The following is a 24,294-nucleotide window of genomic DNA, read 5'->3' on the forward strand; positions in this document are numbered from 1 at the left end:
AGGCTTGCAAACTAAATGGGTATAAATTAATAAGACTTTGATTACTTGTTGGTTAAATGAAACGTTGGTTTAAAAATGAAGAATTGTGATTTCAATCTTAATATAAACTGAGCTATTATATTATAATACAATTTAACAAGTGACTTAGGGGCACCTGAATTGTGGATTAAACCCTAAGGTTAGTGGCTTTTTATTTTATTAAGGATGGAGTTAATATGACGGAACAATTTATAGGTGAAAATTTTCTTTTACGCAACAAGACTGCTCAGCACTTATATCATTGCTACGCTAAAACACTTCCTATTATTGATTACCATAATCATTTAAGTGCACAGGAAATTAATGAAGATATTAATTTTTCATCGATCACAGAAGCTTGGTTAGGTCACGATCATTATAAGTGGCGAGCAATGCGAAGTAATGGCATAGAAGAGCGCTTTATTACTGGTGATGCCTCTGAGCGTGAACGCTTTGATAAATGGTGTGAAACCATGCCGTATTTAATTGGTAATCCTCTTTTACATTGGACTCACTTAGAGTTGCAACGTTATTTCGATATTGATTTATTTATCAATAAAAAAAATGCAGACGTTATTTGGGAGTCTTGCCATGATCAACTAGCAAAACCCGAGTTTAGTGCGCGTAATTTATTAAGACGAATGAATGTCGAATCTCTATGTACCACGGATGACCCTTTAAGTGATTTAGAACATCATAAAGCACTGGCTGAAGAAGGCTTTGAAATAAAAGTATTACCTACTTTTAGAGCTGATGATCTTTTTTATATTGAAAAAAGTGAAAAGTTTTTAGGTTGGATCAACCTGTTATCAACTAAAACAAATACACAAATTACCTCGATACAGGATTTATTTACTTCACTTGCATTACGTTTTGATTATTTCCATGAAAATGGATGCCGTCTTTCCGATATTGGTATTAAAGTAGTGCCTTATGTTGATTGTACAGTCGCTGATGCCGATCTGGTGTTTCGTAAAGTTTTAGCAGGGCAGACTATTAATGAACAGGAAGCTGATATTTTCAAAACACAAATATTCCAGTATTACGGCATGAAAAATCAGCAACTAGGTTGGGCAATGCAAATCCATATTGGTGTGTTACAAGATCCCAATAAACGTCGTTTTGAGGAAATTGGTGGCGCCACGGGAATGAGTGCTATTGATGATAAGACCTTTGCCATGAATCTTGGTAACTTATTGAGTGATTTAGATTATGGGCATCACTTACCTAAAACTATTATTTATTGTCTTAACCCAAGAGATAACGCCATTGTGGCATCCTTAATTGGCGCTTATCAAGATAGCGACTCAGTGCCTGGCAAAGTTCAGTTTGGCTCTGCTTGGTGGTTTAACGATCAAAAGGAAGGCATGCTCAGCCAATTAAAAATGTTGGGTAATTTAGGCGTTTTGGGGCGTTTTGTTGGTATGTTAACGGATTCTCGTAGCTTATTATCAATGCCTAGACATGAGTATTTCAGACGAATCCTATGTAACTTGCTTGGTCAGTGGGTGGAAGAAGGGGAGCTACCAAATGATGAGGAATTATTGAAAAATACCGTTGAAGGCATTTGTTATAAGAATGCTAAACAGTATTTTGCCTTATAAGCACATTTCTTAATTATTACGATTGGTATTTGAGTCGATATCAGCGAGCATAAATTATAAGGTATTTTAATGTTACAGTTTAACCAACAACAATTTTCTTCTATTAAGTCCCGCGCAAGCAAGGAAATGATCCAAGCGATTATTGATGAAAATAAAACAGTATTATCCAGTGATATTTTGGTCCCACCGGATAATAGAGCGACTTGGAATCATTATTACTTTTGTCCTGATCATGGCGTTAGATTAACTTGGGATAGAGATAAACCTCTGCAACATTGTTGTCCTGTTGATGGCAAAGTGTTTACCGGTGAACCCTTCGATGGTGCTTGGTGGCGATGGCTGAATGGTTTAAATGCCAAAGCCTGTAATCAGTTAGGTTTATTATGGAAGCTAACAGGTGAGGAAGTTTATTTTAATAAGGTAGAAAATATTTTATTAGAATATGCAAAATATTATCCTGATTATGAACCCCATGGTGGTATTCCCTACAATGGCCCTGGGAAAGCTAATGCTCAAACTCTCTGCGAAGCAAACTGCCATTTAGATTTTGCTTTGGGTTATGATTTTATCAAAGATGATTTAACTTCTCAGGCGCGAGAATACATTGAAACTCGCTTGCTTCGTGAAGGTGCTGACTTTTTGATGGCACATAGAACAAAGCAATTGCATAATCACGAAATGAAAATCAACTCAACCATTGGAGTCATTGGTTTAGTTTTAGAGGATGAAGCTTATATTGAGTTTGCTTTAAACACTCAATATGGGTCGCATTATCAGTTAGATCATGGTTTAAAAGGGGAGGGGTTTTGGTTTGAAGGCTCTGTCCATTATCATTATTATGCCTTGCAAGCTTTATTGGCTTATGAAAAATTAGCACGAAATACGACATATTCAGTGCGCTCAAATCCAAACTATTACACAATGCTTACTTTTCCTTTGCAGTTAGTACTTCTTACAGGGGATTTTCCGCGTATGAACGATTGTGTGGCCGGGCAAGAAAAAATAACTGAGTCGCATATTTTTGAATTTGCATATAGTGAATTTAAAGAGCCCATTTTTGCTTCTGCCTTAGCTAGCGTATATCAAAATATAAGCCGAGATAATATTGATGCATTGTTATACGGTGTAGAAAATTTGCCAGTTATGCCACCATTAAAGGCACAAAATGTACACTTTCCTATTGTTGGCATTACCATGTTGCATGATCAAAGTAGTCAAAATCAGATGGTGTTAAAGCATTCCTTATATGGTGGGGAACATGACCATTATGATCGTTTAGGTTTAACCTTAATCAAAAATGGAAAGGAGATCTTGCCTGATTTAGGAACATCGGGTTATGGCGCAGAACTTCATTATGGTTATTATAAAAACAGTTCAACACACAATACCTTAGTGGTTAATCAAAGTAATCAATCGCCAGCTAATCCAACAGTATTGCATTATCATCAAAGCCAAGACTTTACCTTTGTTGATACCTTAGTAGATTGGAGTTTGCCAATTGCGACTGTTGATAGCCATACGCTGGTTCACTGGAATGAGGCTGATTATAAAGATATTCAATTCAGGCGCTCTATGCTTTGGCTTGGAGATCTCGCTTATTGAAATTAATCAAATTAATAATCCTCATCAACAGCAATTAGACTTAACTTGGCATACAAGAGGGCGACTGATTTCTGAAATGAGTAGTGAGCTTATTGATTCACCGCTAATAGGGCCTCTTGCCCGCATGATAGACTGTCGAAATTTAGAAATAAGCAAAACCATTGACACTTTTAAATACGATGTAAAACAAGATTCTTTATATCAACAGTATATGTATTGTGACGGAGCAGATAGTTGGTTATTAGGAATGGCTCCTGATAATCCTGCCACTTCCAATTTAAGTTATCTGTTACTACGCGACCAACAAAAAGTCTTAAAAAATGTTGTTTTGCATGACTTATCCGAAAGTTACCAACTATTGGCAATTCAATGGCAAGGTGAAACGTTAAGGATTGAATACATGTATTTAGCAGTGCAAAAAATAATATCGGTGAATTTTGAAACAGGCCTTGTGAACACTCATTTATAGCTCCCACTTTTAAACTTCCATCTAATCATGTTTAGGTGGAAGGTTTACCTCATCCCATTTTATCAATGATCAAAGACTCCTGTTCGGATTAAAATGCGAATCAAAATCACATTTCATCACATTGCGAAGGTACTTTAAAAAAGTTGCGCTACACTTCTTTTATATAAATTATTTATAACTTTTGTTTTTTATATCGATTTTTACTATTAACAAATGAAGCTTACTTGTATGAGAATATCATTTTATAATGGTTTGAATAATATGAAATTAGCAACATTATTACTATTGTAGTACTAAATGTAATCTTGGTTAGTATCATTTTAGCAATTAAAATTAGTTTGAAATTGCTTTCTATCGGATTATAGAAAATACAAATTAAAGTGCTAGAAACACTATTTTTTTACTTTTTAGATACTCTATTTGAGCGCTAATAATCGAGTTTAAATCCTACCAAAACCGCCTTTAAATTTTCTTACTGTTGAACTTTTTTTGTGTTTCCATTAGCCAATATTTATCTGAAATTTAATTCTATCTAGTCATTAAATATAACAAGATATTTTGCGTCTTAATTTAACCTCTTAATTTTCAGTGTGTTATATTGTATTTTTTTCTGTCAAGCATTTTTGTTGCTAATTTGTATTATTTAATAATATTTTTTCAATAAAAGGGCTCTCTTCACATTTAGAAATCAGAATTGCTATGAAAATGGGAGCTCTATCCTGTAATCAGTATGTCCGCTCTATTATTCCAAATCAGCGAAGTGTATTGTTCTCCCAAACCTTAGCTAAGTTGAACGAAAGTTAATTTTGTTTAATTTTTAAGGGTTGATTAGAGGAGAGTAAAGGAATACTAAGTAAGCTTTAAGTGTGTTTGTAAGACAAATTAACTGACGCTTTCTCAGGGACAATACTGGAATCAATCGTTTCTAAAGCAGTGCATAAAAAGTGACTGCATAAGATTGTATTCTTAGCATCATTTCATATTGCAGTCGGCAAATGGATGATACTAAGAAAAGTGAATTTTTATTTAAAGATAGCCAGTTGTAGAGATACAAAGGTTTACTAGAGGTTAATATGGAGGTTATATGTCAAGGGTAATACTTGAGAAAATTGTTAAATCATACGGTAAAACAACTGTTGTACACGGTATTGATTTAGAAGTTCAATCACAGGAATTTGTTGTATTAGTTGGCCCATCTGGTTGTGGTAAATCAACAACATTAAGAATGGTTGCCGGCCTAGAAGAGATTTCTGGTGGTGAAGTAAAAATTGAAGAGCGTGTTGTTAATGAAATCGCACCAAAAGATCGTGATGTTGCGATGGTTTTCCAAAACTACGCACTTTACCCACATCTGAACGTTGCTGAAAACATGGCATTCGGATTAAAAATTCGTAAAACACCAAAAGACGAAATTGCTAAATCTATTGAAGAAGTATCTGCGATACTTGGTTTAGATGATTACCTTGAAAGAAAGCCTGCGGATCTTTCTGGTGGTCAACGTCAACGTGTTGCAATGGGACGTGCGATTGTTCGTCATCCTAAAGTTTTCCTATTTGATGAACCTCTTTCTAACCTAGATGCAAAATTACGTACGCAAATGCGTGCTGAAATTAAACGTTTGCATAAGCGTCTTGGTGTTACCAGTATTTATGTTACCCATGACCAAACAGAAGCAATGACACTAGCTGATCGTATTGTTGTTATGCGAGATGGGCGAATTGAGCAAGTTGGTACACCAATGGATCTGTTCAATTTCCCTATTAATACCTTTGTTGCTAGCTTTATCGGTTCACCACCAATGAACCAAATCGATGCTGATTTAATAAAAGAAGGCGATGACTTCTTTGCTCAAATTGGTGAAGCGAAAGTCAAACTACCTGAAATCAAAAACATCGCTGATTACGTAGGTAAAAAAGTTGTTTTAGGTCTTAGACCAGAGCATGTACAAATTGAGAAGCAAGATAACGAATCAACAGCTGTACCAGTTGAAATTGATTTAATTGAAACGCTAGGTTCTGAAGCTTTAATTCACTCACATGTACATAACACAACCTTTGTTATTAAAGCGGAAACTCATGGTCAAGTGACTCATCTTGAAGGCATTAACACTATTTATTTCCCTGTTAATCGCATTACAGTTTTTGATCATGAATCAGGTATGGCTCTTGGCCACCCAAGCAATGCTTAAGGAAGGATAAATAACATGGATAAGTTTAAATGGTTTATTAGACATATGCGGCGGGAGTGGCAAATATATTTAATGCTTGCCCCTGCTATTATTTGGATCGTGGTTTTCCTATACAAACCTATGTATGGATTACAAATTGCATTTAAAGACTATAGTGTTTTTAAAGGTATCGTTGGAAGCCCATGGGTTGGTTTTGAACATTTTGAAACCTTATTTGGCAATGACCAATTTATACGAGCAATCGGTAATACTTTAACAATTAGTAGTTTGAGTTTACTTATTGGATTTCCAGTGCCTATTTTACTGGCATTAATGTTTAATGAAATATTAAACCCGAAATTCAAAAGAACATCACAAACTATCGTTTATTTACCACACTTTATTTCAACGGTAATTGTAGCAGGTATGGTGATAACAGCCTTTTCACCTTCTTCTGGTGTCGTTAATTTACTGTTGGGTATGGTTGGTGTTGATCCTATTTACTTCCTGACAAAACCAGAGTGGTTTAAACCAATATTCATTGGTTCAAGCATCTGGCAAGAGTCTGGTTTTAGTTCAATCGTATTCTTAGTCGCGATGGCGGGTGTAAATCCATCATTGTATGAATCAGCAGTAGTTGATGGTGCATCTCGTTGGCAAATGATGTGGAAAATAACTATTCCATGTATTTTACCAACTGTATTGATCATGTTAATCATCAAAATAGGTAACTTGTTAGAAGTAGGATTTGAAATGATCATCTTACTATATCAACCAGCGACTTATGAGACTGCCGATGTTATCAGTACCTTTATATACCGCCAAGGTCTGCAGGCTGGCCAATATGACTTAGCTGTCATCGCCGGTTTATTTAATGCTGTAGTTGCCTTTATCCTCGTGATGACTGCCAACACCATTAGTAAACGTTATTCTAAAACCTCTTTGTGGTAGGAGATACACCATGCAAATGAATATGAATCTTTATTCTCGCGACGATAAAATGTTTGTTTACATGAACATGTTCTTAATTGCCATGTTTACACTAAGCACGTTATATCCCTTTATATATATATCAGCACTTTCATTAAGCTCTGGATTTATCGCAACATCGGGTCAGGTTGTCTTGACCCCGGTTGAAATGACCCTTGTCGCCTATGAAATGGTATTAGCTGAACCAATGTTCTGGATCTCTTATAAGAACACATTCATCTACACCGTTGGCGGTACGATTGTTAGTTTGTTAATTGTTATTCCTGGCTCTTATGCCTTATCAAGACCTCAACTTATTGGTCGTCGATTCTGGAATCTAGCAATTGCATTCACAATGTGGTTTAACGCAGGGATGATTCCATTCTTCCTTAATATGCGTGACCTTGGTTTATTAGATAGCTATTTCGGTATCATTATTGGTTTTGCCGTTAATGCATTCAACATTATCTTACTTAGAAACTTCTTTGAAGCTATTCCAAAGTCTTTTGAAGAGGTCGCTCGTATGGATGGTGCTAATGAGTTCCAAGTATTATGGAAAGTGTTTGTGCCATTAGCAAAACCGGCTATAGCAACTATTACTCTATTTTGTATTGTATCTCGTTGGAACGGTTTCTTCTGGGCAATGGTTCTATTGAGAGATGACGAAAAAATTCCATTACAAGTTTTTCTTCGTCAAACGATCACCACGTTAAGTGATGATGATGAATTTGCTAGCTCGTTAATTGAGTCGGTTTATTCATTCGAAACGGTAAGTGCGACGATCATGGTATGTTCAATCATTCCAGTGCTACTTGTTTACCCATGGATTCAAAAATATTTCAACAAAGGCATCATGATGGGAGGGGTTAAGGAATGATCTCTTCTCAACTTGTAAAACAGCAAATAACACATGTAATTAACCAAAAGGAAATAACAATGCGTATATTAAAGTTTTCAACTGTTGCGGCAGTCGTTGCATCTACTTTTGCAATCTCTAGTCCGGTTTTAGCTGACACTCCGGATCAGGATTATAAAGTAACTGATAAACCACTTGAATTATCAATTCATTTGCATACTAAAAAGTATGTTTATAATAATGAGTGGTTAGTTGAGAAAGAAGCCGCTAAATTGACGGGTGTTAGTTTAAATAATGTTGCTTCTTCAGCAACGAACAAAAGTCAAGAAGCATTTAACTTATTACTAGCTTCTGGTGATTTCCCTGATATCGTTGGCGGTTCAAGCATGAAACCTAACGTTAATCAATACGGACCTGAAGGTGCTTTCTTACCGCTTAATAAACTCATTGAAGAGCATGCTCCACATATAAAAGCATTTTTTGATGCAAATCCATCAACATGGAATTCTATTAAAGCTGCTGATGGTAATGTGTATTATATTCCTTACTTACCTGATGGTGAGTTCGCACGCGCTTATTTCGTTCGTGACGATTGGTTGAAAAAACTAAATCTAAAAGCACCTGAAAATGTTGATGAGTTATACAAAGTACTTGTTGCTTTCCGTGATAACGATCCAAACGGTAATGGTAAAAAAGATGAAGTACCTTTCTTTGCTCGTCAATTTGAAGAAATGTTACGTCTTGTAACGCTTTGGGATGGCCGTACAAGTGGTTCAGATTCTTACCATGATTTCTATACAGAAGACGGTATGGTTAAGCACGGTTACGTTGGTGAAGGCTACAAAACAGGTATCAGCAACCTTTCTAAATGGTACGCTGAAGGTCTAATCGATGCAGAAGTATTCACTCGTGGTAGCCGTTCAAGAGAATACCTATTATCGAATGACCTTGGTGGTATGACACATGACTGGTTCGCATCTACAGCGGGTTATAATGTTTCTCTTGCTGATAAAGTACCTGGTTTTAGCTTTAAAGCCTTTGTTCCACCTGCATCAATTTCAGGAAAACGTATTGAAGAAAACAGACGTACTCCTGTGAAACCAGATGGTTGGGCATTGTCTTACACAAATAAAGATCCAATTGCGTCAATCAAATACTTCGATTTTTGGTTCACAGAAAAAGGCCGTAATCTAGCTAACTTTGGTGTAGAAGGCGTACATTTTGATTTAGTTGATGGTAAAGCTCAATTTAAACCTGAAGTCTTGAATAGTGATACACCAGTAAATGCACAAATGTGGGCTGTTGGTGCACAAATTCAACGTGGTTTCCCTCAAGATTACTCTTACGAGAAACAATGGTCTAATGAATTTGCACTTGAAGGTATTGAGTTATACGGACAAGGCGATTACTTAGTTGAAGAGTTCCTAGGTGTAACATTTAATGCGAAAGAAAAAGCTGTATTTGATAAATACTGGCCTTCACTTCTTACGTATATGTTAGAAAAACAACAAGCTTGGGTACTTGGTACTAAAGACATTAACAAAGATTGGGATGACTACATTTCTCAAGTTAATCGTTTAGGTTACGACAAAGTGATGAAAGTAATGAACTCTGCTTACGATCGTCAATACAAATAGTTTGTTTAGTTAATACACCCTTCGCTTATAAATTGAATGGTGTAACAAACTTATAATTTTAGCCCCAATGTATTGGGGCTATTTTCTTTTACAAATAAACTTCTTTATTGTTAGATTTTTAAATAACTGATTTAAGACCAATTGGTATTACTCAATTCAAAAAATGAATGCATAAGTCCTTCAATCATTATTTTAATATTGTTTACATTCATATTTTGAACACATCATTTCATCAAATATCGTCATCTCTATCAGCTTGAAATTTAATGATAAGAAACAAGTTAACAAGAGAGTTACTATGAAAATAACCAGTGCAGAAGTTTTTGTTGGTGGGCCAGGTAAAAACTATGTCACCTTAAAAATTATGACAGATCAAGGTATATATGGGCTTGGTGATGCCACTCTTAATAATCGTGAAACCTTACCCGCTCAATATTTACAAGATTATTTAATCCCCTGTTTAATTGGGATGGACCCTCGAAATAGTGAGGATATTTGGCAATATTTCTATCGTGGTGCTTATTTTAGACGAGGCCCAATTGCTATGGCGACTATTGGCGCAATTGATATGGCGCTTTGGGATATCAAAGGAAAAATTGCTGGTTTACCTGTTTATCAATTATTTGGTGGAAAAAGTCGCGAAGCCACTTTGGTTTATGCTCACGCAACCGGTAATGATTTAGAGGATTTATTAGAATCTATAGAAAATTATCAAGCCCAAGGATACAAAGCAGTGCGTATCCAATGTGGTATTCCCAATATGCCAAAAGGAGGGTACGGTGTTTCAAGAGAGGGAGAAGACTCTAAACATTTTATTACCGATTTTACTGGCGCCGTACCAAAGGAAGAAGTTTGGGATACTGAAAAATATTTACAATATATGCCAACGGTTTTTGCAACAATTCGTGAACGTTTTGGCCCAGATCTAAAAGTGTTACATGATGTTCATCACCGTTTAACGCCTCGCGAAGTCTACGCTTTTGCTAAATCTGTTGAAAAGTACAACTTATTTTGGCTGGAAGATCCCACGCCAGCAGAAGATCAAAATGCATTAAAATTAATCAGGCAACATTCAACCGCACCTATTGCAATTGGTGAAGTTTTTAATTCTCTTTGGGATTGTAAGCAATTGATTGAAGAAGAGTTAATTGATTTTATCCGTATTTCAGTAACTTATGGTGGTGGTATTACACATGTAAAACGTATTGTTGAATTAGCTGGGTTGCATCATATCAGAACCGGTTTTCATGGTGCGCCAAGCCACTCTCCAATTTCAATGGCGGCTGCAAGGGCATCTTAATGTGTGGGCGCCTAACTTTGGCATTCAAGAATATTTAGTGTTAGGTACAGCAGAGTGTGATGCGTTATTTCCTTCAGATCATTATTACAAAGATGGTATGTTTTATATCAGTGACGCGCCAGGATTAGGTGTTGATTTTGATGAAAGTGAAGCTGAACGTTATAGTTATAAACGTGGTTATCATCCAGTAACTCGTTTAGAAGATGGGACGATGTGGAACTATTAAAAATACCAATTTATGATTTTGCTAGTTTGTCGATTGGTAATTTTGTAATATGGTTTTTTGCCGAGAGAGAAGTCGCCAATGCATAATAGAGCTAATCAAATGCTGATTTTACATATTCTAAAAGTCAGTGGTAGTTTTACAAAAGTCTGCAGAAAGATTAGGTGTTTCGACTTCTCATATCAGTAAACAAATTACCCAATTAGAACAACAGCTTAATGTTCAATTAGTACAACGTACCACACGTAGTTTAACCTTAACCGATGCGGGTCTTGAGTTTTCTCAATATTGTGAGCAAGTTTATCGGGCGATGCAAAATGCTGATGTGGCTATGATGGATGCAACCACTCAGATGTCGGGCACAATTCGCCTAGCTTTATCACGTTCCTTTGGCACTTTACATGTATTGCCGGTTTTGGATAAATTGCAGGATAAATACCCAGATCTAAATTTTGAAATTACCCTAACAGATAGAAAAATTGATATGTTAGATGAAGATATTCATCTCTGGATCACCACCTATGAAAATATAAACGAAGGTTATATTGCACAGCGCGTTGCAGATGGAAATTTTGTATTAGCGAGCTTCTCCTCAATACATCAAAAAACACCCTCAAATATTACATCCTAAAGATTTGTTGAGTCATAACTGTGTGACTTACCACAGTAGTTTTCGTGATTATAGTGATTGGCCCTTTAATAAAAATAAAGAACAGTTAAACATTCATGTTTCTGGCAATTATCGTGTAGATCTTTCTGAAGCTGTACGGGATGCAGTGATTGCAAATCACGGCGTCGGTTATATTGCCACCTATTTATTATCCGATGAAATCGAAAAAGGACAATTAGTACAATTGTTACCTGACTGGAAAGCAAATTTAGAGATGCCTGTTTATGCTGTTTATCCGCGTAAAAAACATTTGCCCGAGCGACTCAATGCTGTCATTCAATTTTTAAAAGAAAGTATTGGTTATCCTACCTATTGGGATCAAGCCTTAGCTCCCTTTCTTAAACATCGTTAACACCTAGCTTGCATTTTTTCCATATGGCAACAATGTTTTTTTAAAATCCTATATATTGCGATTTTTATCGGCGTAAACTAATTCCTCTAAATATCTTAATAAATACAATATATCTGGAGCAATCAATGTCTGATTTAAAAAATGCGACCCTACGTGCACTAAAATTAATGGATTTAACTACTTTGAATGATGACGATACGGATCAAAAAGTCATTGAGTTGTGTGCGAATGCAAAAACATCTGTTGGTAATACTGCTCGCTGTCTGCATCTACCCTCGCTTTGTGCCGATTGCTAAAAAAACATTAGGCTGCACAGGAACTCCGGAAATTCGTGTTGCTACTGTGACTAATTTTCCCCATGGCAATGATGATATCGATATTGCAGTTGCTGAAACTAAAGTCTGCTATTGCCTATGGTGCAGATGAAGTGGATGTGGTTTTTCCTTATCGCGCATTAATTGCAGGAAATGAGGAAGTAGGTTTTGAATTAGTTAAAGAATGTAAGGTCGCTTGTGGTGATATAACCCTTAAAGTGATCATCGAAACCGGTGAACTAAAAGAATCTGCGTTAATCAAACGTGCCTCTGAACTTGCTATTGAAGCTGGCGCTGATTTTATAAAAACATCTACAGGTAAAGTACCTGTTAATGCGACACCTGAAGCGGCAGAAATTATGTTAACCGTGATCCGCGATATGGGGGTTGCTCAATATGTTGGTTTTAAACCTGCAGGTGGTGTTAAAACAAGTGAAGATGCGACTCAATATTTAGCAATGGCAGATAACATTTTAGGTAGTGAGTGGGCAGATAAAATGCATTATCGTTTTGGTGCCTCAAGCCTATTAACGAGTTTATTGAATACCTTAGAAATTTCCGATGAAAAAGTAGATGCCTCTGCTTACTAAAAAATAGTCCCTCAACAATTCTATAATGATATTTAAATAGGCTTTAGGTTATTAAACTTAAAGTCTGCCAGGAGAGTTCTATGTATTTACCTCAAGAAATAATTCGTAAAAAGCGTGATGGGCTAGTATTAAGTGATGAAGAAATTAAATTTTTCATTCAAGGCGTTGCTGATAATACAATCGCAGAAAGCCAAATTGGCGCCTTTGCAATGGCAATTTTTTTAATGAAATGACCATGCCCGAACGTATTGCGTTAACCTGTGCGATGCGAGATTCCGGCATGGTAATTAATTGGGATCATATGAATTTTTCTGGGCCTATTGTTGATAAACATTCAACGGGTGGGGTTGGTGATGTTACTTCATTAATGTTAGGTCCAATGGTTGTCGCTTGTGGTGGTTTTGTACCAATGATTTCAGGCCGAGGCTTAGGGCATACGGGTGGTACATTAGACAAACTTGAATCGATTCCTGGGTATAATATTACTCCTAATAATGATTTATTTGGGCAGGTTACTAAAGATTCTGGGGTGGCGATTATTGGTCAAACTGGTGATTTAGCACCTGCCGATAAACGTGTTTATGCAACACGTGATATCACCGCCACAGTTGATAGCATTTCACTGATCACTTCTTCTATTTTATCTAAAAAATTAGTCGCTGGTTTGGAATCATTGGTAATGGATGTCAAAGTTGGTTCGGGGGCATTTATGCCAACCTACGAAGCATCGGAACAACTTGCTAAATCAATTGTTGCAGTGGCAAATGGTGCAGGAACAAAAACCACCGCAATTTTAACAGATATGAATCAAGTGCTTGCTTCATCTGCTGGTAATGCATTAGAAGTAAAAGAAGCTGTACAATTTTTAACTGGCGAATATAGAAACCCGCGTTTGTTAAATATCACTATGGCACTCTGTTCAGAAATGTTGGTATTAGGGCATCTTGCTAAGGATGAAACTGAAGCGAGAGAAAAATTACAAGCCGTGCTTGATAATGGTAAAGCCGCTGAATGCTTTGGTAAAATGGTCGCTGGATTAGGTGGCCCAAAAGATTTTATCGCAAGTTATGATCAATATTTAGAAAAAGCACCTATTGTTAAATCGGTATATGCTTCTCAAAGTGGTATTATAACTGCTATGGATACCAGAGCAATTGGCATGGCGGTAGTCAGTATGGGTGGTGGTCGAAGAGTTGCAACGGATGAAATTGATTACGTGGTTGGTTTTGATCAATTTATTTGTCTAGGTGAAGAAGTTGATTTACAAAAACCTTTGGCTAGAATACATGCTCGCGACGAACAACAATGGCAGGAAGGCTGCCGATGCATTATTATCTGCAATCTCAGTAACAAACACAGCTTACCAAGCTACGCCAGATGTTTATCGAATTATTCGTTTTGAGGATGTTTAACGGCTTTTTTAACTTAATGCTCAATATGCTAGTTTTGTGAAAGCTGTTTTAGAGTAGGAAAAAATACTATGTTAAATATGGATTTCACGAAACGAGTGGTGATTGATAGTAATCACTTAGAATGGGTTAATAGTCCTTCGCAGGGGGTATTACGAAAACCACTTGCACGATCTGATTTGCAAGTGGGGCATGTGACTAGCATTGTTAGCTATGCACCGGGTTCATCTTTTACACAACACAATCATCCATTAGGCGAAGAAATATTTGTTTTAGAAGGTGTATTTTCCGATGAAAGAGGAGATTACCCAAAAGGTAGTTATCTACGAAATCCTCCAGGAAGTAAACACTCGCCTTTCAGTCGTGAAGGCTGTGTTATTTTTGTTAAATTAAACCAATTTAATTCGCAGGATTTAAAATCAGTTTGTATTAATACTAATGAAAACAAATGGCTTCAAGGTATTGGTGGTTTAAAAGTAATGCCTTTGCATAACTTTGAGCATGAAAATGTTGCCTTAGTAAAATGGCCTGAAAATGAAACATTTCAAGCACATAGACATTTTGGTGGCGAAGAGATTTTAGTTTTATCGGGGCAGTTTGAAGATGAATTCGGTGCTTACCCAAAAAATACTTGGATCAGAAGCCCACACATGAGTGAACACCTTCCCTTTGTCAAACAAGAAACTGTTATTTTAGTCAAGACTGGACATCTTCCTCTGTAAGCTGAGCCAGATCCCAAGAGTAATTGCCACAAAACGAATAAATAGCAATTAATAACAGCTGGGATACTTTTGTGATAACTTAGTTATTACTGTGGGATATTTGTTTTTTAGACTGTACTTACTTACTCAAGGAGACGGTCATGAAACTTAAACAAACTTTAAAATCACTATCAATTATATCTACATTAGTTGCTACTGAACAGGTTAACGCCGCAGATCTCGATATCACATTAGTAAATTTAACTCACTCTATTGCCTTTACCCCAATTTTAGTTGCATCGCATGATCAGCAAACATCGTTATTTAATCTTGGAGAAACCGCTTCTACTTCTTTACAGAAAATGGCAGAGGGCGGTGATACTTCAGATCTAAAAAGTGATGTTCTTCTTTGCTGGTGGATTAAGTTTGGATTTAACCTCTTCACCAACATTAGCGGGTACAACTTCAACGGGAACATTAGACACAGGCGTTAATACTCATTTGTCATTGACTGCGATGATGTTGCCAACCAATGATGGTTTTGTTGGCTTAAATAGTTGGGAAATTCCAACAGAAGCTGGCACTTATACTGTTTTATTAAATGCTTATGATGCTGGTACTGAGATCAACGATGAAATTATCAATGGTGGTGGTGCACCGGGAACTGCGGGTGTGCCTGCTGACCCAAGTGGTAATGGAGGTTCCGGCGCAACCGGAGCAAGTAGTAACGAAGCTAACGCCAGTGTACATATTCACCCAGGTAATGTTGGAGATACAGATGCAACTGGTGGGATTTCTGACCTTGATAGCACAGTTCACAGATGGTTAAACCCAGTTGCTAAACTTGTTATTACTGTTAATTAAGGGGATGCGCCATGAAAAATTTAAAAAAACAAAAGCTGGTTGGTTTAGTGGCATTAACCACATTGTTAACTGCCTGTGATTATAATGATAGTAACGCTGTTGCTAGTGAGGAAGACAATATTGAAGTTGTTGCTTCTTCGATTTATGAAATAACCTTAACAAATATTACTCAGGGACAAATTTTTTCTCCTCCCGCATTAACGACCCATCAGGCAGGGTTAAAATTATGGCAAGCTGGTGAAAGCGCAAGTCTGGCAATAGAGGCATTAGCTGAAGGTGGTGATAGCAGTCAACTTATTACAATAAGTGGCATTGAAAATAGCCAAGTCAGTCCTTCGGCAGTGGTACCTGGTGAGTCATACAACTGGACGCTTGAACTGGCAGAAGGCTCAGCAACAAATATTAGTTTGGCAACCATGTTAATTAATACCAATGATGGATTTACGGGCATAACAGATATGGATATAAGTTCATTATCCCTAGATGATAGTTATCAAAAAATGTTAACGGTATATGATGCAGGCACCGAGGAAAATGATGAAATTGAAGTACCAGGATCTGGTGGAGAAGCCTTCAATGCTAGTCGAAGTGGCGATGTTGACCGAGTTTATGCCCATGCAGGTGTTTTAACTGAGCATGAATTAAGTGGCTCAGTTTTATCTGCTGAACATAAATTTGATAACCCGGTACGCAAAATTAATTATTAAACGTGTGCAATAAAACCTCAATTAGCAGTTCTTATCTATATCTATAAGAGATAAGAGCTTGCTAAACACATGACAAAACCAACAACAAAAATTCTTTTGGTGGAAGACAATCAAGATATAGCCAATATTATTTCTATTAATTTATCCATGTTAGATTTGCAGGTTGATGTTTTTCATGATGGTAGTGAAGCATATAAACAACTTAATAAAGATTATGATTTGGCTATTTTTGATATTACTTTACCTGGTACAGATGGGCTTAAATTATGTAAAAGACTAAGGCAATTAAAACCTGACATTGCCATCATCATGTTAACGGCTAAATCTTCTGAATTGGATATTGTAAAAGGGTTAGAAAATGGGGCAGATGATTATTTAACTAAACCCTTTTCAGTCTTGGAGCTTCAAGCCCGAGTTAAAGCACATTTACGACGACTTAGTCATCACAATCAGCAAAAAAATACTAACAAAGAAGTTTTAACATTTGGTGAATTAACTATTGATCCCAATGCTTACCAATTAACCCTCGCAGACAACGTACTTGAAAGTACTGCCAAAGAATTCGAATTATTATACTTTTTAGCACGACAACCGCAACGAGTATTTAGTCGAGAACAATTACTCGATGAAATATGGGGATATCAACATGAAGGCTCTGCCCATACCGTTAATTCAACGGTCAATCGTTTACGTTCAAAATTAGAAACTGATCCTGCTAATCCTTTCTGGTTAAAAACAGTGTGGGGTGTGGGCTATAAATTTTCCTGCTAACTTCAAAACCAATTTTAAATACCCGAGGTAAAACATGTTTCGTACTATTGCTAGTCAACTTGCACTGATTATTGGTGCTTTATTTTTAATTGCCACCTTAGCATTATTTCAGTGGTATTTTCACAGCAGTGGTCAGTTTGCCGATGAAGTGGAACAAACGCTACATCGTGATTTAGCCTCTTTTATCATTCATGATGATCAAAAATTGGATCAAGGCATAATTGAAACTGAAAACTTAAGTTCTGCTTTTCATACAAAAATGCTACTTGGGCCTGAGTGGGAGCTATACGCATTAGATACACAGGGAAGAATATTGGCTTATTCTGCGCCAGAAGGTGCAGTTAAGTTAGATAAAGTGAATATAAAACCGATTGAAAATTATTTATCGGGACAACCTCTGCCACTGTATGGTGATGATCCTCGTATACTTGATACACAGAAAATATTCTCAGTGAGTCCAATTATTGATACAAGTTCATCAAAAGTGAATGGATACCTGTATGTGATTATTGGTGGTCAGAAACGAGATACCATCAGTGCCTTGCTTTCAAGCAGTAAAGTATTAAAAGATGGCGCATTTATTTTAGCAACAACAATCATATTTGCTTTAATTGCCATGTTGCTGGCTATCATAGTGATCACTAAACCATTAAAAAGACTTAGTAAACGTAGTCTAGAGTACGTGCATAACGATTTTAAAGGCATGAATGAAAGCCAAAAATTAGGTTTTACCAGTAAAGAAATCAATGATTTAGAATCTAGTTTTATAAAAGTCGCTGACCATATCAAACAGCAATTAAGCCAAATTAAGACAACAGAACAATTAAGGCTCGAATTGTTATCACATATTTCACATGATTTCAGAACACCATTAACAGCATTAAATGGTTACTTAGAGACTTGGTTGATCGCCTCTGAGAATCATCGTCATGCTGAGCTTATTGAGTTAGCACACAAAAATGGTTTACAAGTAAATCAATTAGTTGAGCAGTTATTCGAATTGGCTCGCTTAGAAAGTGGTGATATTCAATTTATTCCAGAGCAAGTTAATGTCGTTGAGCTCGCCTATGATGTAATGCAACGTTTACGTTATCAAGCTGAAAAACAACAGGTGACCTTGAATGTTCAATTAAATGCAAAGGCTTATCAGCAAAACGGCATTATTGCCTATGCGGATATTAGTAAGTTAGAGCGCGTTTTAGTTAACCTGATTGATAATGCTATTCGGCATACCCAAGCTAGCGGAAAGGTAGAGATAGAAATCATTGATTATAGCGATAAAGTTGCCATGAATATTATTGATAATGGAAAAGGGATCCAAAAGGATGAACTTAGCGCAATTTTTGAACCTAAATATCAAGCGAGCAATACTCAAGGGACTTTTAGCAATGCCGGATTAGGGTTAACTATTGTGAAACGATTATTAGAGATGCATAACAGTATTATTACTGTAAGCAGTCAGCCTGGTGTTGGTAGTCAATTTAGTTTTGATTTAACAAAAGTAAGATTAACCTAAATGTCAAAAATTTATGTCATTTAATATTACATTAGAGGGGGTATTTCCTGTTAAAGCAATTATGTCGTAAATTTAATCATTTTTTTAACAATTATTTTTTAACACTTATTTTTACTTGTATATTTATTATTCAGTTTGACTTCGTGATTTAAGTTCAGATAACTAGCTAAATTTCGTGATTTATAGCATAAAATTTCATAGCTCTGCCATGAAAGCGTGATAAAAATCACACTCGTGTATGTTTTTAATCGTAATTTATTTTTTTGTGGTAAGTTCTGTTTGCACTTGAGACGTATAACGCAACAAACGTTACACTGACTTGAGGCACTACGGATTAAATAATTATATTAAATAGCTAATAAGGGCGACGGAAATGAACAAGAAAATTCTAGCAACAGCAATTACAGCTTTACTTGCAACTTCAGCACAAGGTCGCAAACATTTATGATGCAGATGGCATGACAGTAGACGTTAGCGGTGGCGTTGAAATTATGTACGGTAACACTGATGACACTGATCAAGATTCTATTAAAATTGATGACGCTGACCTTAACTTCAGCCTAGCTTATGACCTTGGTAATGACGTAACTGCTGTTGGTTATTTTGAAACTGATAGCGGTAAAGATTCTGTAGATGCTGGTAATGTTTACGTTGGTTTCAGCCATGCAACTGCGGGTACATTAACAGTTGGTAAACAAGATACAATTTTTGATGACGCTGGTATCTTTAGTGATCACGAAATCGGTATCGATAGTGGTGTTTCTCAAACTACTAGTTCTACTCAAGTAATCAAATATACATTTGATACTGGTATGTTCTACGGTGGTGTTGCATACCTTATGAATAAAGGTGTTAGCACTGAAGATGACGATTCAGTTATCGATGGTAAAATTGGTGTAATCGTTGAAGATTTCGATCTAACACTTTACGCCGGTCAAGAAGATTTCTGTTGCTGGTGGCGATACATCAAATATATTATTTGAAGTTGCATACTCTCTAGCTGATTTAGAATCTAGGTGCATTCATTGGTACAACTTCTGTTGACAATGGTGCTGATAGTGATGCATACGGTTTATCTGTCGCTTACCAAATGGGTAAAGTAGGTTTTGCTTGCTGGTTTCTCAAGCACAGAAGTAGATGGTGCGGCTGATTCAGTTGAAACTTATGTTGCAAATGTTGATTACGCTTTCACAAGCAACGTATCTATTTATGCTGAAGTTGGTGATACAAGTGTTGACGGTTCAGACGCTATGTATAACTTAGGTATGATTGTAAGCTTCTAATATAAATTATCCTTTAACGGATAAAATTTATTAAGAAAATATAATCCGATGATTTTTGATCATCGGATTTTTTTCACTTTTTTTAGTAACACTATTTAACTTTTTTAAAAGTAAGAGCAAGTAATGGCAAGACAAAAACCTATTTTTAAAATGTTATCTCACGGTATTTATCATGGCTGGGATGCAAAATCTAAAGACTTACCAAAAATAAAACAATTCACCACGGATATACCAGCAGAAATAGACATTGAATTTGGTTTTATTATTAATATAAAAAAAGCGCGTGGAAAGAAAATTTTTTATTGTATTGATCACCCCGGTATTCACGATAAAGAAGGAAATAAAAGAGAAGCCTTTACCGGTGAAGTTCATGTGACAAATAATGATTGGGATTTTTATTTAGGTGATACGATTTGGGCTCCTATCTCAGATAAGTGTGGCCCTTGGAATATTTATATTGAGCTTGATAATACTATTATTGCACAAAAAACCTTTAACTTAAGCAACCCCTCCGATAAAGAAGATGAGACAGATTTTTGGAAAAATCTTGGTTTTTAGCAGAGAAATATTAACCTTTTAAAATGATTTATTATCTTGGTATCGTTTACAATTTTTTAGCTGTGTTTAACTTTTTTACCATAAATAAATACTACAACATCTAAAAATGTATTTTTATTTTATTAAATATCTTTAAATTGTAAAACGATTACAATTTTTTTAGCCCACTAGTGGTTACTATAATTATTTGTAAAATTCGCATTTTTTTATTATCACGACATAATGAGTCATTTTTAAGATCAATTGAGCAGTGAAGTGTTATGAGTGAGTTTATATTTATTGGTATAGCGCACACGCTATTTATTGTTATTTTTATTGGCTCTAATAAAAACACAACAATAAGTGACAACATACTGATTGCTTGGCTTATATTCCTCGCTATGCCTCTGCTAACTAGGGCATTAAGCCCAGCACTTTTAGATATTCCTTTGCCATTAATTGATAAAAAATTAGCATATCCACTTTGTTGGGGGCCTTTTTTGTGGCTTTATGTTAAATGTGTCACTGGCGATATTGAAAAGTTTAAAGTTTCTTATCTTTCGCATTTTCTACCGTTTTTATTTACTACTTCTTTTCAAGCGGTGTTTCAAGAACCGCCTGGTATGTCTGAAATTCATAAAGCGGGGGAGCTTAACTCTTCTTTTGGTCAGCTTATCTGGCTGGTTAATATTATGTCACTGTTTTGCTACTCTAGTTTGGTCATCCGGCGCCTGCAACAACACAGCCAAGAGGTCCTTAAAAGCTTTTCTTCATTAACCACTCAAATAACGCTACGTTGGTTAATTTGGTTAACCTGCGCATTTATTATCGCTTATATCTCTGCCCTTAATTGCTCGTTTTGCATCATTGCCTTTACCTTTTCAGTCACATGGTTATGCATTAACGGGGTTTATTTTTGTTCTGAGTTTTTTTGGTTTGAAACAAACTAATGTGTTTATTAGTAACAAACAGAGTCGCCTTGAAAGAGATAAACAAGAAACGATTGAAAATAACGGTGTACAAGCCCCTACAATACAACCTGAAGGTGATAATAGGAATAAACCTGCCATTCCCAAAAGAGAAAAGTACGAACGTTCCGGTTTAACTCAAGAGCGATCACAGTTGCTTTTAAAGCGTCTTGAGGAATATACAAAAAATGAAAGACCATATTTAGATGCAAACTTAACTGTTGATAAACTCGCTAATCAATCACATATTCCGAGACATTATTTAACGCAAATTTTTAGTGAACAGTTAAATAAAAATTTTTATTTATATATTAATGAATACCGAGTTAACAAAGTAAAGCGACTTTTAAATGAGCCCGAGAATAATAATATGACATTACTGGAGATTGCTTATGAATCAGGATTTAATTCTAAATCGACATTTAATAGCATTTTTAAGAAAGTAACTAAAATGACGCCGAGTCAGTATAAAAAAAATAAGTCCCAATTTTAATTTTTCAAGTTATTGTTTTTAAATGTAAGTTTATTATGTCCCGCATAGTTCATACTTATTTATTTGGTTCGGGATATGCGGTTAGAACGATTTAATCCAAATTATGCTGTAAATTCTGCTTATTAGTGTGCCATGTTTATCGTTAATGCGACTTGTTTCAGAGCATGATCATCTGGCATCTTTCTATAAAAAAATTACAGGTATCGGTCATGATAAAAAATAAGCTAACTCAATTTTTTATAATCAGTGCACTCTGTGTTAGCACAGTTAATGCCGAGCAAAGGTTAAGCGCTACCATTATTGGTTCGGGCTCACCTCTTTATAATGAAAATAGAGCCAGTGCTAGTGTCTTAATTTCAAATGGTGAAACAAACCTATTATTGGATATGGGCAATGGTACACAAGCCAATCTCAATAAACTTGGCATCGGCGCCCGTGATTTATCGGGATTATTATTTACTCATCATCATCTAGATCATAATGAAGAATTTGTACCTATTTTTATTGGCTCTTTATTAGGCAGGAATGATTTCACTATTATTGGACCACCAAATACGACTAAATTGGCGCAGGTAAACCTCGAATTGTATCAAGAAGATATACAATATCGTTTGGGCAAAACTCAAAGAAGCCTAGAAACGAGGAAAGATGCTTTCAAAGTAACAGATATAGTAGGAGGAGAGTCTTTTACAATTGATGATATTCGTATCTCAACGGTTGAAGTGCCACATACTATTCATACGATTGCTTATCGCTTTGATTATAACAATCAATCTATTGTTGTAAGCGGAGATCTTACTTATTCAGCGGAATTAGCAACACTTGCTAGGCATGCGGATTATATGATCATGGATTCCGGTGGCATGGTGATGTCTGATGGTAATAAAAAGAAAAGAAAAATGCTACGAATAAAGCGCAAAATGGCGCTAAAAAATCGCCTGTTAGAGCGCATTTAAATCTTGATGATTCTAGTACCTTAGTCGCTAAAGCAGAAGTGCAACACCTTGTGTATACACATTTTAACCCAGGCACAATTGATACAAAGGAAAGTTTAAAACAAATCCGTAAAAACTATTCTGGAGAGGTGATTTTTGGAGAAGATTTAATGCTGTTAAATAATGAAGCCGATATTGGGGCTTCTGAAACAGTTAATGATCTAAGTTATGCCATTGTAGATACAGGACAGAGTATTACCTATAGTAATGATGCACTTATTTCACCACCTTCGGAAGGAGAAACTTTTTTTGGTCAAGACGCAAGTTACACAATCAATAAACCCTCCTATACAGATAATCAAGATGGTACGGTTGTTGATAATGTTACAGGGCTAATGTGGCAACAGGGGTTAACTGAAAAATTAACTTATGAAGAAGCGTTAAATAAAGTGAAAACCTTTAACCTTGGTGGTTATTCTGATTGGCGTATACCCACGATAAAAGAGCTTTATTCTTTAATTCAATTTACAGGAACAGTGCAAGGAGAAAAAGCAATCACCCCATTTATTGATACAAATTATTTCAGTCAACCACTGGGTGATAGTGATCAAGGTGAGCGAGAAATTGATGCACAGGTTTGGACTAGTACTGAATATGTTAGTCAAACAATGAAAAATGATGAGACAATATTTGGTGTCAATTTTGTTGATGGTCGAATTAAAGGATATCCAAAATATAATCCTAAAACACAACAAGCAAATAAAATGTATTTTAGGTTAGTAAGAGATAATGAATCCTATGGAAAAAATGATTATGTTGATAACAATAATGGCACAATCACAGATAACGCAACAGGATTAACTTGGCAGAAAGAAGATAGTAGCGAAGGGTTAAATTGGCAGGAAGCGTTGCAGTATGCTGAAAATTTAAACTTAGGTGGATATGATGACTGGCGTTTACCAAATGCAAAAGAGCTTCAGAGCATTGTTGATTATACTCGCTCACCAGAAACCTCTCACTCAGCGACAATTGATCCTATTTTTCAAATATCTGCCATTACCAATGAAGGAAATGAAAAAGACTACCCTTATTTTTGGAGCTCCACTACACACCTAGATGGTCGAGTTGCTGAAGATAGTGCTGTTTATATTGCCTTTGGCAAAGCATTAGGAAATATGCATGATACTGTGATGGATGTACATGGTGCTGGTGCGCAACGTAGTGACCCGAAAATAGGTGAAGCAATGTCAAAAGGCCCACAGGGAGACTATATAAGAGTTGATAATTATGTGCGTGCAGTGAGAGGAGGGGGATAGATGTTGTTTCAAGCACAACCGAG

Annotated in this window: 20 protein-coding genes and 4 pseudogenes; all 24 read left to right on the top strand. The window is 36.0% G+C overall.

Going from position 1 to position 24,294, the window contains the following annotated elements; translation table 11 throughout:
- Positions 1-215: 215 nt before the first annotated feature.
- The 24 genes and pseudogenes from uxaC to ACLKMH_RS10525 all read left to right on the top strand — a co-directional run bounded on the left by uxaC (position 216) and on the right by ACLKMH_RS10525 (position 24,271).
- Positions 216-1,622 (top strand): glucuronate isomerase, encoded by a 1,407-nt coding sequence (gene uxaC, locus ACLKMH_RS10410; protein ID WP_413701905.1) that lies wholly within the window; start codon positions 216-218, stop codon positions 1,620-1,622.
- A 69-nt stretch (positions 1,623-1,691) separates the two neighbouring features.
- Positions 1,692-3,224, top strand: coding sequence for a heparinase II/III family protein (locus ACLKMH_RS10415; protein WP_413701906.1), 1,533 nt, complete (start codon positions 1,692-1,694; stop codon positions 3,222-3,224).
- On the top strand, positions 3,205-3,693 hold the full coding sequence (locus ACLKMH_RS10420) for a hypothetical protein (RefSeq protein ID WP_413701907.1): 489 nt from the start codon (positions 3,205-3,207) through the stop codon (positions 3,691-3,693). Before ACLKMH_RS10415 ends, ACLKMH_RS10420 begins: the two co-directional genes overlap by 20 nt.
- Positions 3,694-4,777: 1,084 nt before the next feature.
- Positions 4,778-5,881, top strand: a complete 1,104-nt coding sequence (locus ACLKMH_RS10425) for an ABC transporter ATP-binding protein (RefSeq protein WP_413701908.1) — start codon at positions 4,778-4,780, stop codon at positions 5,879-5,881.
- Positions 5,882-5,896: 15 nt separating this feature from the next.
- A complete protein-coding gene (locus ACLKMH_RS10430; RefSeq protein WP_413701909.1) occupies positions 5,897-6,811 on the top strand; it encodes an ABC transporter permease in 915 nt (304 codons plus the stop codon).
- A 10-nt stretch (positions 6,812-6,821) separates the two neighbouring features.
- Positions 6,822-7,706, top strand: coding sequence for a carbohydrate ABC transporter permease (locus tag ACLKMH_RS10435; RefSeq protein WP_413701910.1), 885 nt, complete (start codon positions 6,822-6,824; stop codon positions 7,704-7,706).
- A gap of 59 nt (positions 7,707-7,765) precedes the next feature.
- Positions 7,766-9,322 carry a hypothetical protein gene (locus tag ACLKMH_RS10440; protein WP_413701911.1) on the top strand — a complete coding sequence of 519 codons (1,557 nt, stop codon included), beginning with the start codon at positions 7,766-7,768 and terminating at the stop codon, positions 9,320-9,322.
- Positions 9,323-9,620: 298 nt separating this feature from the next.
- Positions 9,621-10,622: a D-galactonate dehydratase family protein gene (locus ACLKMH_RS10445; RefSeq protein WP_413701912.1), complete on the top strand. Its 1,002-nt coding sequence runs from the start codon at positions 9,621-9,623 to the stop codon at positions 10,620-10,622.
- Between the two features lies 1 nt (position 10,623).
- Positions 10,624-10,848 (top strand): hypothetical protein, encoded by a 225-nt coding sequence (locus tag ACLKMH_RS10450; RefSeq protein ID WP_413701913.1) that lies wholly within the window; start codon positions 10,624-10,626, stop codon positions 10,846-10,848.
- A 78-nt stretch (positions 10,849-10,926) separates the two neighbouring features.
- Positions 10,927-11,867: pseudogene (locus ACLKMH_RS10455) on the top strand (LysR substrate-binding domain-containing protein).
- Between the two features lie 125 nt (positions 11,868-11,992).
- Positions 11,993-12,771 (top strand): annotated as a pseudogene (gene deoC / locus ACLKMH_RS10460) (deoxyribose-phosphate aldolase).
- A gap of 80 nt (positions 12,772-12,851) precedes the next feature.
- Positions 12,852-14,183 (top strand): annotated as a pseudogene (deoA, locus tag ACLKMH_RS10465) (thymidine phosphorylase).
- Between the two features lie 68 nt (positions 14,184-14,251).
- On the top strand, positions 14,252-14,902 hold the full coding sequence (locus ACLKMH_RS10470) for a cupin domain-containing protein (protein WP_413701914.1): 651 nt from the start codon (positions 14,252-14,254) through the stop codon (positions 14,900-14,902).
- Between the two features lie 140 nt (positions 14,903-15,042).
- Positions 15,043-15,745, top strand: a pseudogene (locus tag ACLKMH_RS10475) (spondin domain-containing protein).
- 11 nt (positions 15,746-15,756) lie between these two features.
- A complete protein-coding gene (locus ACLKMH_RS10480; protein ID WP_413701915.1) occupies positions 15,757-16,452 on the top strand; it encodes a spondin domain-containing protein in 696 nt (231 codons plus the stop codon).
- Between the two features lie 69 nt (positions 16,453-16,521).
- Positions 16,522-17,223, top strand: a complete 702-nt coding sequence (locus ACLKMH_RS10485) for a response regulator transcription factor (protein WP_413701916.1) — start codon at positions 16,522-16,524, stop codon at positions 17,221-17,223.
- Between the two features lie 34 nt (positions 17,224-17,257).
- On the top strand, positions 17,258-18,739 hold the full coding sequence (locus ACLKMH_RS10490; protein WP_413701917.1) for a sensor histidine kinase: 1,482 nt from the start codon (positions 17,258-17,260) through the stop codon (positions 18,737-18,739).
- A 413-nt stretch (positions 18,740-19,152) separates the two neighbouring features.
- On the top strand, positions 19,153-19,722 hold the full coding sequence (locus tag ACLKMH_RS10495; RefSeq protein ID WP_413701918.1) for a porin: 570 nt from the start codon (positions 19,153-19,155) through the stop codon (positions 19,720-19,722).
- 123 nt (positions 19,723-19,845) lie between these two features.
- Complete coding sequence (locus tag ACLKMH_RS10500) at positions 19,846-20,022, top strand: hypothetical protein (protein WP_413701919.1); 177 nt, start codon at positions 19,846-19,848, stop codon at positions 20,020-20,022.
- Positions 20,023-20,145: 123 nt separating this feature from the next.
- On the top strand, positions 20,146-20,580 hold the full coding sequence (locus tag ACLKMH_RS10505) for a DUF3859 domain-containing protein (protein WP_413701920.1): 435 nt from the start codon (positions 20,146-20,148) through the stop codon (positions 20,578-20,580).
- Between the two features lie 260 nt (positions 20,581-20,840).
- The gene (locus ACLKMH_RS10510) at positions 20,841-21,509 is read left to right on the top strand and encodes a hypothetical protein (RefSeq protein ID WP_413701921.1); all 669 of its coding nucleotides are present in this window, start codon (positions 20,841-20,843) and stop codon (positions 21,507-21,509) included.
- On the top strand, positions 21,496-22,020 hold the full coding sequence (locus ACLKMH_RS10515) for a helix-turn-helix domain-containing protein (RefSeq protein WP_413701922.1): 525 nt from the start codon (positions 21,496-21,498) through the stop codon (positions 22,018-22,020). The genes ACLKMH_RS10510 and ACLKMH_RS10515 overlap by 14 nt, the downstream gene beginning before the upstream one ends.
- Before the next feature lie 209 nt (positions 22,021-22,229).
- Complete coding sequence (locus ACLKMH_RS10520) at positions 22,230-22,976, top strand: MBL fold metallo-hydrolase (RefSeq protein ID WP_413701923.1); 747 nt, start codon at positions 22,230-22,232, stop codon at positions 22,974-22,976.
- Between the two features lie 38 nt (positions 22,977-23,014).
- Entirely contained in the window at positions 23,015-24,271 is a 1,257-nt protein-coding gene (locus ACLKMH_RS10525; RefSeq protein WP_413701924.1) for a DUF1566 domain-containing protein, read from the top strand.
- Positions 24,272-24,294: the final 23 nt, after the last annotated feature.

Source organism: Psychromonas sp. KJ10-10 (assembly GCF_047323245.1).
GTDB lineage: Bacteria > Pseudomonadota > Gammaproteobacteria > Enterobacterales > Psychromonadaceae > Psychromonas.

Coding starts and splice junctions, on each gene's coding strand:
- uxaC (WP_413701905.1), top strand. CDS start 216: ATGACGGAACAATTTATAGGTGAAAATTTTCTTTTACGCAACAAGACT.
- ACLKMH_RS10415 (WP_413701906.1), top strand. CDS start 1,692: ATGTTACAGTTTAACCAACAACAATTTTCTTCTATTAAGTCCCGCGCA.
- ACLKMH_RS10425 (WP_413701908.1), top strand. CDS start 4,778: ATGTCAAGGGTAATACTTGAGAAAATTGTTAAATCATACGGTAAAACA.
- ACLKMH_RS10430 (WP_413701909.1), top strand. CDS start 5,897: ATGGATAAGTTTAAATGGTTTATTAGACATATGCGGCGGGAGTGGCAA.
- ACLKMH_RS10435 (WP_413701910.1), top strand. CDS start 6,822: ATGCAAATGAATATGAATCTTTATTCTCGCGACGATAAAATGTTTGTT.
- ACLKMH_RS10440 (WP_413701911.1), top strand. CDS start 7,766: ATGCGTATATTAAAGTTTTCAACTGTTGCGGCAGTCGTTGCATCTACT.
- ACLKMH_RS10445 (WP_413701912.1), top strand. CDS start 9,621: ATGAAAATAACCAGTGCAGAAGTTTTTGTTGGTGGGCCAGGTAAAAAC.
- ACLKMH_RS10470 (WP_413701914.1), top strand. CDS start 14,252: ATGTTAAATATGGATTTCACGAAACGAGTGGTGATTGATAGTAATCAC.
- ACLKMH_RS10480 (WP_413701915.1), top strand. CDS start 15,757: ATGAAAAATTTAAAAAAACAAAAGCTGGTTGGTTTAGTGGCATTAACC.
- ACLKMH_RS10485 (WP_413701916.1), top strand. CDS start 16,522: ATGACAAAACCAACAACAAAAATTCTTTTGGTGGAAGACAATCAAGAT.
- ACLKMH_RS10490 (WP_413701917.1), top strand. CDS start 17,258: ATGTTTCGTACTATTGCTAGTCAACTTGCACTGATTATTGGTGCTTTA.
- ACLKMH_RS10505 (WP_413701920.1), top strand. CDS start 20,146: ATGGCAAGACAAAAACCTATTTTTAAAATGTTATCTCACGGTATTTAT.
- ACLKMH_RS10510 (WP_413701921.1), top strand. CDS start 20,841: ATGAGTGAGTTTATATTTATTGGTATAGCGCACACGCTATTTATTGTT.
- ACLKMH_RS10520 (WP_413701923.1), top strand. CDS start 22,230: ATGATAAAAAATAAGCTAACTCAATTTTTTATAATCAGTGCACTCTGT.